13 protein-coding genes and 1 riboswitch are annotated in these 14,992 nt (G+C 36.5%); of the genes, 8 read left to right on the top strand and 5 right to left on the bottom strand.

All coding sequences use genetic code 11. The features are described 5' to 3' along the window. Positions 1 to 237: 237 nt before the first annotated feature. Positions 238 to 708, bottom strand: coding sequence for a hypothetical protein (locus M3Z76_RS13230; protein WP_293927740.1), 471 nt, complete (start codon positions 706 to 708; stop codon positions 238 to 240). Positions 709 to 1,139: 431 nt separating this feature from the next. Between M3Z76_RS13230 and istA the strand changes: the two genes are divergently transcribed. The 8 genes from istA (at position 1,140) to M3Z76_RS13190 (ending at position 8,603) form a co-directional block, all read left to right on the top strand. After that, positions 1,140 to 2,681, top strand: coding sequence for an IS21 family transposase (istA, locus tag M3Z76_RS13225; protein ID WP_293927739.1), 1,542 nt, complete (start codon positions 1,140 to 1,142; stop codon positions 2,679 to 2,681). Then, positions 2,678 to 3,436 (top strand): IS21-like element helper ATPase IstB, encoded by a 759-nt coding sequence (istB, locus tag M3Z76_RS13220; RefSeq protein WP_293927736.1) that lies wholly within the window; start codon positions 2,678 to 2,680, stop codon positions 3,434 to 3,436. The genes istA and istB overlap by 4 nt, the downstream gene beginning before the upstream one ends. An 89-nt stretch (positions 3,437 to 3,525) precedes the next feature. Further along, entirely contained in the window at positions 3,526 to 3,915 is a 390-nt protein-coding gene (locus M3Z76_RS13215; RefSeq protein WP_293927734.1) for a hypothetical protein, read from the top strand. Positions 3,916 to 3,918: 3 nt separating this feature from the next. Then, positions 3,919 to 5,286 (top strand): FtsK/SpoIIIE domain-containing protein, encoded by a 1,368-nt coding sequence (locus M3Z76_RS13210; protein ID WP_293927732.1) that lies wholly within the window; start codon positions 3,919 to 3,921, stop codon positions 5,284 to 5,286. A 141-nt stretch (positions 5,287 to 5,427) separates the two neighbouring features. Further along, entirely contained in the window at positions 5,428 to 6,264 is an 837-nt protein-coding gene (locus tag M3Z76_RS13205) for a rolling circle replication-associated protein (RefSeq protein WP_293927730.1), read from the top strand. Continuing rightward, positions 6,248 to 6,454, top strand: coding sequence for a DUF3173 domain-containing protein (locus M3Z76_RS13200; protein ID WP_293927727.1), 207 nt, complete (start codon positions 6,248 to 6,250; stop codon positions 6,452 to 6,454). Before M3Z76_RS13205 ends, M3Z76_RS13200 begins: the two co-directional genes overlap by 17 nt. Further along, on the top strand, positions 6,447 to 7,628 hold the full coding sequence (locus M3Z76_RS13195) for a site-specific integrase (RefSeq protein WP_293927724.1): 1,182 nt from the start codon (positions 6,447 to 6,449) through the stop codon (positions 7,626 to 7,628). Before M3Z76_RS13200 ends, M3Z76_RS13195 begins: the two co-directional genes overlap by 8 nt. 60 nt (positions 7,629 to 7,688) lie before the next feature. Further along, the gene (locus M3Z76_RS13190) at positions 7,689 to 8,603 is read left to right on the top strand and encodes a hypothetical protein (protein ID WP_293927722.1); all 915 of its coding nucleotides are present in this window, start codon (positions 7,689 to 7,691) and stop codon (positions 8,601 to 8,603) included. Between the two features lie 88 nt (positions 8,604 to 8,691). Here the strand turns inward: M3Z76_RS13190 and guaA are convergent, their stop codons facing one another. The 4 genes from guaA to M3Z76_RS13170 form a co-directional block, all read right to left on the bottom strand. After that, a complete protein-coding gene (gene guaA, locus M3Z76_RS13185; protein ID WP_293927719.1) occupies positions 8,692 to 10,242 on the bottom strand; it encodes a glutamine-hydrolyzing GMP synthase in 1,551 nt (516 codons plus the stop codon). A 95-nt stretch (positions 10,243 to 10,337) separates the two neighbouring features. Further along, a riboswitch (purine riboswitch) is annotated at positions 10,338 to 10,439 on the bottom strand. 87 nt (positions 10,440 to 10,526) lie between these two features. Further along, the gene (locus tag M3Z76_RS13180; protein WP_293927717.1) at positions 10,527 to 12,680 is read right to left on the bottom strand and encodes a transglutaminase TgpA family protein; all 2,154 of its coding nucleotides are present in this window, start codon (positions 12,678 to 12,680) and stop codon (positions 10,527 to 10,529) included. After that, complete coding sequence (locus M3Z76_RS13175; RefSeq protein ID WP_293927714.1) at positions 12,677 to 13,852, bottom strand: DUF58 domain-containing protein; 1,176 nt, start codon at positions 13,850 to 13,852, stop codon at positions 12,677 to 12,679. Before M3Z76_RS13175 ends, M3Z76_RS13180 begins: the two co-directional genes overlap by 4 nt. Further along, positions 13,849 to 14,793, bottom strand: a complete 945-nt coding sequence (locus M3Z76_RS13170; protein ID WP_293927711.1) for an AAA family ATPase — start codon at positions 14,791 to 14,793, stop codon at positions 13,849 to 13,851. Before M3Z76_RS13170 ends, M3Z76_RS13175 begins: the two co-directional genes overlap by 4 nt. Between the last annotated feature and the right edge of the window lie 199 nt (positions 14,794 to 14,992).

The raw sequence follows: 14,992 nt of genomic DNA, 5'->3' as shown, positions 1-14,992 counted from the left end.
CACTCCTAGTAAATTATTGAGACTATTATACTTTATAAACTCCCAATTTACTGTGTCCATAATTTAGACTATCATCATTTACTTCAAATGTTCTTAGTGAATTATTCCCACTCCATGATTTTTACGATTCATTAAAAGTAATTCATTGATTTAGAGCACTTTTAGAATGGTTATATCCTTTTAATTGAGTATAAATTTATTTCTATTGTTTGCAAATTGTTTGCATATTTAATGTTCTTAAATCGTGTATTTGAATTCTTTTATTAAAGGTAAAAATCTAGATTCAACCATTCTTCCTTTTTCTTCATATGCTTGAAACAATTCATCTACCTCTTGAATTGTGTAAGTATAATTCGTTTTATTAGAAAGGTTAGCTATTAAGTTCATATCTTGAAAAACTTTAGTCATTCTGGATTCTGCAAGTTCTCTAAATTTCTTCCTTTTGGGTTCCAAATCCCCAATATCATTTATTACCAAAAATTTAAATTCAGTTACAGTAGGTTTAATACTTACATTGTTTTCAAAATAAGATTTAATTTCTTCTCCCTTCTTCCTATAAGCATAAAATAATTCCTCTATTTCTTCATTTACAACATACTCATAATTTTTTTTATTCGATAGATTGGCTATCAAATTCATATTTTCGAACACTCGAGTCATACGTCGTTCTGAAATCTCACGAAACTTCTGATGTCTTTCATTTTTCATTAGTAATAACACCTCACATTATATTTATAAGTTATATTACCACGAAGCAGTAAATAAACAGAAATATAGCCATAAAAGCTTGACAATTAAATTCAAGGAGTTTAAAGTAAATTTAAGTTATTTAGAACGATTATACCCTTAATCACTGTTACGAAATCTAAATAACCCAGAATATAGAGAAAGGATATAGAAACTTTAGTACAACAAAAAAACCGTAGAAATGAGGAATTACTATGTTAAAACCCGTAATTGACCCAATTGAATATTGCGATCAAAAAAGACCACTAGTGCGGAACATTAAGCCACTCAATGCGGACAATTGAGCCACCGAGTGCGGAAACTTTGAGCCACTTACATATATTCCCTTAAACCTCCTGTATAATGAAGGAGCATGCCACCCAGCATGACACTTCAGAACAGGAGGATTTTTTATGATTGATTACCGTAAAATACTAGCTCTTTCCTTTGATGGCATTAGCCAAAGAACGATTAGCGCTAGCACCGGACACTCTCGCAATACCATATCTGACGTAATCCAACGTGCGAGAAATCTCAGGATTACTTTGTTAAACGACACGATGACAAACGCTTGGCTAGAGGAATATCTTTACCCCGAGAAACAGCCAATTGAAAAAGGCTATTATCCTGTGGATTGGGAGAAGGTGCATAAAGAATTACAGAAAAAGCATGTGACGCTCAAACTTTTACATCACGAGTACGCGCTAGCTGCAAAGGAAGCAGAGAAAATCCCCTATGCCTATCGGACATTCGCTGAAAAATATGGTCATTATGCGCGAAAATTTAAACTAACGATGCCGCTAAGACGCAAGCCAGGTGAAATTATGGAAGTCGATTGGGCTGGTGCAACACTCTCTATTCGAGACCGTGCAACAGGTGAAGAAATGCCTGCGTATGTATTCGTCGCTGCTTTGCCGTATAGCCAAATGATGTATGTAGAAGCTTTTTTAGACATGAAATCGACGAGTTGGTTAACAGCACACATCCATGCCTTCGATTATTTTGGTGGTGTTACGGAAACCCTTGTACCTGATAATTTAAAAACCGGTGTCATTAAAGCGAAACGCGAAGAATCTGTTTTAAATGAGGCATACCGTGAACTGGCTGATCACTATCGTACAGTTATCGTGCCAAGTCGTGTGCAAAAGCCAAAAGATAAGCCAAGTGCCGAAGGTAGCGTAGGACATGCCTCAAGACAAATCATCGCTGCATTACGCAACGCACAGTGTTTTCACATTAACGAGCTGAATCAGTATATCGCTGAAAAATTAGAAGAAATCAACACAACCGATTTTCAAAAACGTCCAGGAACACGAAAAAGCGTATTTGAGGAAGAAGAGAAAAGCACTCTCCAGCAACTGCCTCAAACACGCTTCAAAATGACGGAATGGAAAACCGCCAAGGTTCAACTGAACTACCACACCCAAGTTGAACGCATGTATTATTCCGTCCCTTACGAATACGCCCGTGAATCGGTCGATATTCGTTTAACAACAGATCTAATTGAAGTGTACTTTAAAGAAGCACGAATTGCATCCCATAAACGATTAAAAGGTGAGATAGGACAATATTCTACAAACATTGATCATATGCCAGATCACCATCGTTCTTACGTAGAACATAATCCTGAAAACGTAACTAAATGGGCAACAACCATCGGTTCATTTACGGAAAAATATGTCGCGTATATTTTAGAAAATCATGTAGAGAAAAAAGCACTCCAAATTTTAAGTACATTACAAAACATGGTGAAGAAATATACGGCAGAAGAACTTGAGCAAGCCATTAAGACGTTACTTGAAATCTCATCAAGCCCCTCTAATACAGTTTTAAAAGGCCTATTAGAAAGAACAAAACAGGCTTCAAAAACAAAGAGCGTACCATCCATAAAAACTTCGAATGAAAATCACGGATTTACACGTGGTGCTGCTTATTTCGGGAGGGAGAAAAAATGAGTAAACAAGAAACACTACGTAAGCTTTCAGAAATGGGTTTAAGCGCAATGGCGGAACTCTATCAGGAAATCAACCAAAATCCAGCCTATCGTGATATGGATTTTAATGATCTTTTTAGTCTCTTAACAGATACAGAATATGATCGCCGCAAATCGAATAAACTCGCTCGTTTAATCAAACAAGCGACGTTCAATGAGCCGTCGGCTGCCATTGAAGATATTGAATACCATCCAGATCGCCGTTTAGATAAAAACCTCATCTTAGAATTAGCTACAGGAAACTACATTCAAAATCACCACAACATCATTTTAATGGGCGCTTCAGGCAACGGAAAAAGCTATATAGCCAATGCATTCGGTGTTCATGCCTGCCGTCAATTTCACAAAGTTAAATATATACGCCTCCCGGAACTACTAGATGAACTAGCTGTAGCGAAATATGAAGCAGATGGCAGCTACCGAAAACTTATTCAGCATTACAAAAAAATCGATTTACTCATTATAGACGAATGGCTTTTAACAGACCTATCAGAGGAACAAGTTTTAAACGTTTTCGAAATTGTGGAGGCTCGTTTAAAAAAGGCTTCAACTATCTTCTGTTCTCAATTTGCGCCGGAAGGCTGGTACGCGAAACTTGGCCATGCCCAAATCGCAGACGCTATCTTAGACCGTATTGTACATGATTCTTACCACATTTTAATTGATGGCGAAGTCTCGATGCGCGAGCGCCATGGTCTAAAACCACTTAAGCGATAGATTATTTTCAAATTAAAAAGGAAAACAACTAGCTGCAGTTTCAGTAGTTGTTTTCCTTTTCTTAAAAGTGGCTCAATTGTCCGCAATCGGTGGCTCAAAACTCCGCATTCACTGGCTTAAAGTTCCGCACTGCTGGCTCAAACGCTCCGCAGTACTCACCAATCGCTACTTTAGGTAGCACACTATTATTAGTTGATATAGCTCCCAAATTTGAACAAGTAAAAAATGGTGATGGAAAATTCGAACGTACAGATAAAATTATTTCTTACGTGTACAGTGTAGTTTGTGTAGAGCGCAAATTTGAAAAAGTGTCTATTAAAATTGACGAACAACGTCCTTTATTCAATACAGAAAAAGAAGACATCCCTGAAGGCACAATTGTAGCTTTTGAAAACTTAACCATTACTCCTTATGTCCAAAATGGCTGGATTCAATTATCTAGTAAAGCTGATAAATGTTTTGTTTGTAAGGAGGAATAATTATTGAAGAAACGTAAGAATAATTTTAAAAAGGTGAGTTACTTTTCAAAAACTCCAATATTCCCTAGTTTCAGTTTTCTATTAACCACAGTCATTTTTATAATTGGTCTTGCAGCTTTCACTATTAATTATTTTTCACACTCAAACGTACTACAATTCTTTTATTCTCTATTGTTTTTAACAATGTCGATATATTTTTTTAAAAATTGGATATCACTTCGAAAAAAATATAACAGTTCTCCTCTTAAGAAATTAAAACGGTTCATTAAAGATAATAAATTGTACGAAGAAGAAATTCGTGAAGTTGGGATAAATGGGAATGGGCGTGTGAAGAAAACAAAAGCAATTGTTAACTCTGCATATTTCTTATATAAGACAACGGATAACGACGAATTAATTATAAGAGCATTAAAAAAAGCTGATAAATTCTCTGATAAGGCAAATTCATATGATACATTACTTTGTGCATTATTCGGACTACCATTATATAAAAAATTCAATGAAGTTCAATATTGTGATTATGTCTTTGAGCTAATCCCAGATAAACGAATTATGGTTACAGACTCTAGCAGAAATACTAGCAATTACAAAATCCAAATTACGTCCAAGATTAATTGGGAAATTGGCTCCCCTCCACATATCCTTATATCAGGTTCAACTGGCTCAGGTAAAACAAGTCTAGTCAATACCTTAATTCTAGATTACTTGAGCAAAGGAGCTAAATTGTTTATAGCTGATCCTAAATCAGCTGATCTTGCTACGATTGGGAGAATCATAGATAAAGAACATACTGCAACGACCGAGAATGAAATTGCTAAGTTATTACGAGAGGCACACGAAGAAATGGAAAGACGCTACAAAGAATGGTTTGCTGAACAGGACTCATTCGGGAAAACATGGAAAGATATCGATGGTGCAAAACCTTTTCTGGTGGTATTTGACGAATACGCTATATTTTCAGCAATAAGTACTCCTAAAATAGTTAAAGAAGTACAAAATTATCTATACAGCCTTGTTTTGAAGTCAAGGCAGGTTGGCGGAGAAATATGTATATTACTCCAACGCCCAGATGCATCTATACTAAATGGTTCTTTAAGGGATAATTTTGGTGTAAGAATAGGTCTCTCAAATATGACTGATGATGGCAGAAGAATGCTTTTCGGCTCTTCAGATATGGAGTATAAATCCATCAAGGAAATTGGAGGTGGATATATCTTGATTGATGGTCAAAATAATAATTTGCCTATATATTTTGAGACCCCTCTAATCCCGAAAGGGTATAATTTACTAGATGATTTACAAAATATATCCAAACAAAACACTCCAACTGCAACCTCGAAATCAATCGAAATAGGGAGGCGGACGCCCTAGCGTCCGAACGGAGTGGCCGAGTCTTTTCTATTGATTGAGAGGTCCAAGCGAGCGGTTTATGCGAGCTTCTTAACTTGATATATAGAACAACATCTAGAGAAAATAAATACTGGAGAAGTTCATGACAGGGATTTGAAATGAGTGATTCCTATCAATAAAGAAACTAGAAGCTATAAATTTAAAATTGTTGAAACACCGACAACTATCGAAGTTTGGGAATATATTGATGACCCTGTTTTTTACTCCGTTAAAGTTGATAGCGAAACATTGCATAACCTTAATGACAGGGTAAATGAAATAAGTGATGATTCCATCCCTACAAAAACCAACAATCAATATGACAGCCTTAAACGAAAGCAAAAACATTATGAGCATATGCGTTGGGAAATTGCTCATATTGTCGACTGCAACTTTGATAACAAAACAAAATTTATGACATTAACATTCAAAGAAAACGAACAAGATATTAACTTTACTAATTTAGAATTCAACAAATTTATAAAACGATTAAATTACGATTTGTATAAACAGAAAACACAGCAATTAAAATATTTAGCTGTTTGGGAAAAGCAAAAACGTGGCGCTATTCATTACCATGTAATTTTCTTTGACTTACCATTTATCAAAATAAAGAATCTACAAAACATCTGGGGACATGGATTTGTTAAATTAAATAAAATCGATGTAGACAGTCAAGAGAATCGAGGTCGTTATGTTAGTAAATATTTCTCTAAAGACTTGGAATTTAAAGAGCATAAAAAAAAGGCTTTTTTTAAATCGCAAAATTTAAAAAAGCCAACAATTAGACGAATCAACTCGTTGCAACCGATTGATTTGCCCAAAACAAATATTATTTACACTAAAGAGTATACACGAAATATCCCAGACTTTCAGTCCCCAGATAAAAATTTTAAGAATTCAACCGTTCATTATACGAAATATCGAAAGGGGTTAATAAACAATGATTACAGTAACTAAACAAGAATTAATTAATTTAGGATTTGGTCCTAGCCAATCAGCTGATATTATTCGCCAAGCTAAGTATTTAATGCAAAGTAAAGGGTTCTCCTACTATGCAAGTAAACGCTTAGGAAGAGTTCCAGTTAAAGCAGTAGAGGAAATTCTAGGTTTCTCACTTGAATCAACTGGAGATAAACATCATGCCTAAGATAGCTAATGTCTATCAGGATAAAAGAAATGGCAAATGGTACTTTGTAGCAAGTCTTGGATACGATGAAACAGGCAAACGAATTCAACATTGGGAGCGTGGTTTCCTATCTCAAAAAGAAGCTAAAAAGGCTTATGACGAGTATATGAATAATTATTCTTCTACGTCTGTGAAGAAAAATAGCACAATGGCATTTAAAGAGTTTTATGAAACTTATTTCAAACCAGATTATAAGCGGTCAGTAAGTGCAAGAACATTTGAAAATAGAGAATCTTCTATGGATCTTCATTTCAAATTTTTCTACACTAAAAAATTGAAAGACATTAGCCCACCATTAATAAAACAGTGGCAAAATAAACTTTCCGAAAATTACTCTAATGCCTATATTCGTAATGTTCATGGATTGTTACAAAAGAATTTAGACCTAGCTGTGAAATTAGGTTTATTACAAACAAACGGAGCTAAAACAGTAGGTAACGTGAAGAAGGTCAAAAAGAAAGTGGACTTCTGGACGAAAGAAGAATTTGAAAAAGTTATCGCTACATTTAACATTTCTGATTTCCACCAACATTTTTCATTCATCATGATTTGGCTTTTATTCATGACAGGCTTACGCTTTGGTGAAGCACAAGCATTAGAATGGGATTCTGATATTGACTTGAAGGAAAAAACGCTAACGGTAAATAAATCAATGTATTATAAAAACGCAAATGAGTTTTACATTACAGAGCCTAAAACAAAAGCTAGTAATCGTGTTATTGCTCTAGATGATGATACTATCAACTTTCTAAAAAAATGGAGAGAAAGACAGCAACACGTCTTTCCCTCCAAGTATGTTTTATCCTATAACGGTTTCCCCACAAATAAAAGTGCTACATTCCATATTCTTGAGCAGCACTCAAAATTAGCTGGCGTTCATAAAATAAGAACTCACGCTTTAAGACACTCCCACGCTTCATTGCTAATCTCACTAGGGGAAAATGCTTTAGTAATACGTGATAGATTAGGTCATGAGGATATTCAAACCACATTAGGAACGTACGGACATTTATATCCTAATATGAATCGCGAAGTGGCGAATCGATTAAAAAACATTATAAACGTTAAACATACAACTACGCCCAATCGAAAAATGATTTCAAATCAGTATGTAAAAAATCGAAATAACATATGAAAAATTCCCTTAATTTAGTATTATTGATGCAGACACAAATCAAGGGAGTCCTTAATTAAAATGGAAAATTTTATTACTGATTTTTTTACAAACAAAGATAACACACTTGATATTACTAAAGTTATTTTCACTTTAATAGGTGTAATGATAACGGCTGGTATTTCTTTAATTGTTGCACTAATAAATAATAGTCGTAGTAAAAAGACTTTATTTATCAACACGATTACAAATAATCGTATCGAATGGATGAACAACACCAAAGAGATGATTAATCATTTTATTGTATTAACTGAAGTCAATACACATACACCTGTTAAAATTTCTGGAGATAGTAAATTTGAATATTTTAATGAACTTTCTAAAACAAGAAATAAAATTCTTTTACACTTAAATTTTAAAGGGTATATTGATTCAAAAATTATCGAAACTATAAATAAAATTGAATATTCAATTCAGGTTCTTGCCGACTTATTAGAGTTGTATAATTCAACTGATGAAGACAAAAGAAATTTTGCTCTCAAATTGTATGAAAATGAACTCATTAAAAATAATCCAAAACTATTTATAGAAAACATTTTAAATCTTGATATTGATGACGCAGAAAAGTTTCGGTTAAAAATCGAAAAACTAGGCGGTGTTGATGAAGTATTAAAATCTATAGATGATGCAGTACATGAAGATATACTTAAACATATTAATCAACTTAATAGCAATCTTATAAAAGAGCCAAGAAAAATAAACGAAACTATTAATAGCTTACATGACGATTTACTTCTATATACACAAGTTTATATGAAGGTAGAATGGGATAGGGTAAAAAAGGAATCCATTGGGAAACTGAAAGAAAAAGAAGATAAAAAGTTTAAAGAACGTGTAGATATTTTAATAGCTGAAGCAAACCGTTCGACTTTCAACTACTCTCTAAACAAATTAGAAGAACACTATAAAGAAAAAAAACAAGAAGTTAGTAATTAAACCTGTATTGATGTTTGCGATTTGTTTGCAAACAAAAACAAAAAGAGCTTAGAAACCTTTAAAGCAAAGGATTCTAAGCTTATTTTAATTATTCCCACTCAATCGTCGCAGGTGGCTTCGATGTAATGTCATACAGCACACGGTTAACACCTGACACTTCATTGACAATACGTACTGAAATTTTCTCTAGCACATCATATGGAATGCGTGCCCAGTCTGATGTCATGCCGTCAATGGATGTTACGCCGCGGATGCCGATGGCGTAGTCGTATGTACGGCCATCGCCCATTACACCTACTGAACGGATATCTGGAAGTACAGCGAAGTATTGCCAAATGTCGCGTTCTAAGCCTGCATTTTTGATTTCTTCACGTAAAATGTAGTCAGCTTCACGTACGATTTCTAATTTTTCCTCTGTTACTTCGCCAAGTACACGGATACCTAAGCCTGGGCCTGGGAATGGTTGACGCCATACGACCGCTTCTGGAAGGCCTAGCTCTAAGCCTAGTGCACGTACCTCATCCTTAAATAATGTATTTAATGGCTCGATTAGTTGGAACTTCATGTCCTCTGGTAATCCACCTACATTGTGGTGGGATTTAATTGTTTGGGCTGTTGCTGTGCCTGATTCGATGATGTCTGTGTACAGCGTGCCCTGTGCTAAGAAGTCCATGTCTTTTAGTTTTGCTGACTCTTCGTCGAATACATAGATGAATTCGTTGCCGATAATTTTGCGCTTTTGCTCTGGGTCTGATACGCCTTTTAGCTTGTTCATAAAGCGTTCGCGTGCATCAATTTTGATAACTTTCATGTCGAAATCTTCAGTGAAAGTTTTCATCACTTGCTCGACTTCGCCTTTACGGTTTAAGTTGTGGTCTACGAACATACATGTTAGTTGATCGCCGATTGCTTTGTGGATTAATACAGCTACAACTGAAGAATCTACGCCGCCTGATAGTGCACAAAGAACTTGCTTATCGCCGACTTGCTCGCGAATTTTAGCAATTTCCATATCGATGAAGTTTGCCATCGACCAATCGCCCTTTGCGTTACATACATCAAACACAAAGTTTTTTAATAAGTCATTACCATAAACAGAGTGACGTACTTCTGGATGGAACTGAACTGCGTAAAGGTTGCGTTTCACATTTGCAATAGCTGCAATTGGACATGCAGGGCTTGTTGCAATAATCTCAAAGCCTGATGGTACCTCTGTTACATGGTCACCATGGCTCATCCACACAATTTGCTCCTTTGGTAAGTCTCCAAATAATTTATTTTCTGTCACAATATTAATTTCTGCTTTACCATATTCACGTGTTTCTGCACTTTCCACTTTTCCATCTAGTGTATGTGCGATTAACTGCATACCATAACAAATCCCTAAAATTGGTAACCCTAAGTCAAAAATAGCCGGATCAACTTTAAATGCTTGCTCATCATAAACTGAGTTGGGCCCGCCTGAAAATACGATACCTACAGCATTCATTTCTTTAATTTCCTGCGCTGTTACTGTGTGAGGATGTAGTTCTGAAAATACACCAAATTCACGAATACGACGCGTAATTAATTGATTAAACTGGCTTCCGAAGTCAAGAACGACAATTTTCTCTTGCTCTTTTAATAAAGGAGTTGACACAAATTCCACCTCTTCTTTAGTTTAAAATGCTTCATATTGATAAGAAGGAACGCGCAGAAAATTACATTTCAGCGCGTTCCTTCTCCAAGCGGATTATATAACAAATCCGCCATCATAGATAAGTTATTTACGGCAACTTAGTAGAGACATCCGAACCATATTATCGGACCTATATGAAGGCATATATTTTCTATTTTTCTGTTTGTTGTACTTAAAAAGGCTTGTAGCTCCTTTTTTAAATAACAAATATTCTTCTGCAATTTTACCCTTTGTATCGTGTAAAATCAACTACCTGTGCGATTGATTAAATATTCCCAACTTTCTTTCAGCTGTTCAAAATCTAATTCCTCACCATTTTCACTGTAAATCATGCGCTCATATGCTTCTGTTAAAATTGTCATATCACTTGTACCAAAATGCGCATCAACTTCTTGTGCAAAGCTTTTCAGTGTTTGATAGTTTTGACGTTTAAAGCCTTGGTACTCCAATTGCTTTAATAAACGGCTATACGATAAATCAAAGCTTCCTGCATTTTGCTTCTTTTGGCGATTCATTTTTACATATACTGTCGGTAGCCACTTGTGACGGCGGCGATACATGATATATACAATAACAATAACTACAATAGCTAAAGCAATGAGCCATTTTCTATTTTTTTCGTTGAATAGATTTGTAGCTACTTCATTTGTTTGATCATTTTGTACAGCTTGCTCCATTTCTTCCTTCTGCTGCTGTTCAAGCTCACGTTGTTCCTCTGGTACAAGCTCATCCTCGATATCAGATAAATCTACATCATAATCAACAGATGCTGGGCTAGAGAAGCCAATTGTTGGCTCAAATGGCATCCAGCCAAGCCCATCGACATAGACTTCTACCCAAGAATGGGCATCATTGTTTTGCACTTCAAAGACAACTAACCCATCATCTGTACGATCAATTTGCTCACCGCCAACAAAGCCTTTAACCCATCTTGCAGGGATATCAACAGAGCGCAGCATAACAACCATTGCTGTAGAGAAATTATCACAATAGCCACGCTTCGTTTCAAATAAAAATTGATCTACATAGTCCTGCTCCTGCGCCGGATAGGCAATATTTCTTGTGTCATAGATAAAGCCATTTTGCTGGAAGTAACGCTCAATTGCTCTCGCTTTATCATACGTCGTATTATATTCTCCAGTAATTTCCTCGGCTAAATCTCGTACACGCTCTGGCAATTCATGCGGCAATTGCAAAAACCTTGAATTCACAGTCGTTCTCGGCATGTTTTCATCCTTCAATGCTGTAAAGCTATAAGAAGGCTCACTATAAATAAGCTGATAATGCTCTGGCACAGCAATAGTATTCTGTACGACTGTTTGTAGCTTTTCCGTTTCCTCTGTAAAAATAGTGGAACCATCAAATAATACGCGCTGCAAGCCATATGGTTGTAAAATAAATGGAAGATCAGTAAGTGGGAATATTTCTGCCTGTGACTGTTCTTCACCAATCGGAATGGATAGTGGTAATAATGTATTCGAAGGGATTTCCCATTCATTATAGCTACCATTTGCAACAGTCCAGCCTTTTGTCGTGTAGAAATCCTTCGTTTCTATGCGCCAATATTGCTTTTTTGGTGCATGGGCACGGAAAACCACCGTATCATCCTGAGAAAAGCCACCGCCTAATTTTTCATCATTTTCTCCATAACCAACCTTCCCCTCTACTGTGCCCCCAATGCCTCCCCCTGCTACCCCTTTAATAAACGGTACAGGATCTGCCCATTGAGGTGGCGCTTTTGGTAGCATAAAAGCAATCAAGCCTACTAAGCTAACAAAGAAGATGACAGGTATGCAATAGTACAGAGATGATTTCCTTTGCATAAACGCGCCCATCGTTGTGGAGAAGCGCTTTAAGAACAGGAAGGCTGTTAGCATTAATCCAAGTAATACAACCTTTATAATTGCCACTTTTCCATCATATTCACTAAATGTATCGAGCATTGCAATAAAGAAAATCGTTAGCGCTAAAAAATAAAAAATGCTCATACGTACAGTAATCCAATGATGTATTAAATACACGAGCATCCAAATTAAAATTAAAAAGAGCAATGTGCGGAATGGATTTGATACTTCTGTAAAATTCCGTTGCACTAGCTGCCATATATTCCATTGCAAATCACTATATAAAAATGCAAATCCCTCTGTTGAAGCTATGGAATAATCGCTATAGGCTTGAACAATAAAAAAGGCGATATAAGCTATTTTAATGAGCCATGTAATGATTAACGGTAATCCCAACAAAGCAAGTGCAAGTGAAAGAGCAATAAAAATTAGAAAATAATGGTTGTATCCTGTGTTGGTTAGTTCCATAATCGGCTTTAGCCACTCACATAAAATAAGAAAAACAATAAGGTAATAGATGCTATATTCTACATAAAATTGACTATCTCTTTTCACGGTCGATTCACCTCCGTGAACGCTTGATTAAACATATCCTCCGTTAAATAAACAACTCGATTTTGTCCAATCGTGCGGTATGTATTTGCCATGCTTTTTAATTCATCTAGCGTAACGACAACAAAGCAAATGATTGCACGTACATGCTGAGCACTACTTAATAACAGCTGCTGACATTCCTTCGTAAATTCCCCTGTGATGATAATTAAAATGGATTGATTTAACCTTTCATAGCGGCTGCGAACAAGCGCTGAGGCAGTATCCTCTCCATTCGCTTCAATAACAGCTAAATGGCGCATCACCTTTTCAAGCTGCCCATCCGTGCGAACAAGCGGCATATATACGCGTTTTTCTCCCGCTGTGGCAAACGACACTTCCCCTTGATGCTTAACAATTGATTGCATAATAGAAGCAGTTAAACTAACGGCTTGTTCAAAATGCTTAGATGAGGATTGCTGAATACAAACGAGCAAGCGTTGTGCTTGACGGTCTTCAAACTCCTTTGTACGCAGCTCCCCACCCTTTGCAAAGGACTTCCAATGAATCCATGAAAAACGATCACCTGGCTGATAATTGCGGATACCTGTTGCCATTGTGGTATCCTTCATCATCGTATATTTAGAAAGAACTGTACCTTGATCATACTGCATTTGCATTGTTGAAAAAGGAATTGCAACAGTTTTCGGATACACTAACGTAGTATGTGGTCGCTCCACTTTTTTCGTACGTGTAATCCAGCCGAAGAAGTCAGTTACCACAAATTCTAAACCTTGAAAATGATATTCACCACGTGCCACATTTTTGATTTCATACGTCCAGTCAAAGGAACGTTTGAAGCCAACAAACAGCAATTTGCTATGGTCGTTTATATGCTGGTCATTCGCTATTTCACGAACAACAACAAACGCTAACGGCAGTCTCGTGCTATTGCGGAAGCTTACTATAACCCCCAAATCATCGCCATGCTTTGGATGAGCTGGATAAACTGAACGCTCCACAATTTCAAATTTCAGCGGAGTGAAATGCAATAGCATTGCATAAAGTAAAAATGGACTTATAGCGAAAAAAATAAACCAACTGACAAAGCCACCTTGAAACATCGCAAAACAAAGTAAAATAATTGTAAGCACTGCGAGGCTTACAAATTTAACGTGCTGACGAATGATTGTCATCTTTCACTATACCTTTGAACAGGCACATTTACCCACTCAACGATGCGTCCCATCACTTGCTCTGCTGTAATCCCATCATAGCGTGCTTCGGGCTGTAAAATTAAACGGTGGCTAAAAACAAATGGCGCTAAATATTGCACATCATCAGGTGTAACAAAATCCCTGCCCTTTAATAAAGCGTACGCTTGCGCTGCCTTCATTAAAGAGAGTGAGGCACGTGGGCTGACACCTAAATAAATTTGGCCGTCACGGCGAGTGGCAGCAGCTAATTCAACAATATAGGTTTTGATGCTATCCTCGATAAAAACTTGCTTTACTTCATGCTGCAATGCAAGTAACTCATCTAAAGTCAAAACTGCTTCAATATGCTCAATTGGCTGTGCATATTGCGCCCTTCTCAATACTTCCACTTCTTCAGCTACTGTTGGGTAGCCCATTTTAATTTTCAGTAAAAAACGATCAAGTTGCGCCTCTGGCAACGGATATGTACCTTCATATTCGATTGGATTTTGTGTTGCCATAACGAAAAACGGCTTAGCAATTTTTAATGTTTCACCATCAATTGTGACAGATGCCTCTTCCATCGCTTCAAGTAAAGCCGATTGTGTTTTAGGAGAGGTTCTATTAATTTCATCCGCCAATATAATATTGCCGATAATTGGCCCTGGTCGGAACTCAAATTCCAATGTTTTCGGATTATAAACCGACACACCTACAACATCTGATGGCAATAAATCTGGTGTAAACTGAATTCTGCGAAACTCCGCACTCACCGATTTCGCTAAAGAGCGAACCATCATCGTCTTCCCTACTCCTGGAACATCTTCCAATAAAACATGTCCTCCTGCAAGCAGTGCGATAACGCTTAGCTCGGCTACTTCCCTCTTACCAATCATCACTTTTTCTATATTTTGAATAATCGCTTCAATTTGATGATGCATCCAATATCCCCCTTGCAACAGCAGCTATTTTTTGAATAATCAAACATACCTCGGCACAATGCGAGACATTAACAACTCATTTCCAGTACTTTAAGCATAACGAAAAATGGTTTTAAACACAATTGAAAGGGGATATGATATCATGCAAAAACAAAAAGCTCTAATTTAAATAGAGTTTCCTATTCGCATAAAGCCCTTC

Source organism: Metasolibacillus sp., from assembly GCF_025291715.1.
Classification (GTDB): Bacteria; Bacillota; Bacilli; order Bacillales_A; family Planococcaceae; genus Metasolibacillus; species Metasolibacillus louembei.
The sequence above is the reverse complement of the archived record's forward strand: the minus strand, read 5'-3'. Positions and strand labels throughout refer to the sequence as shown.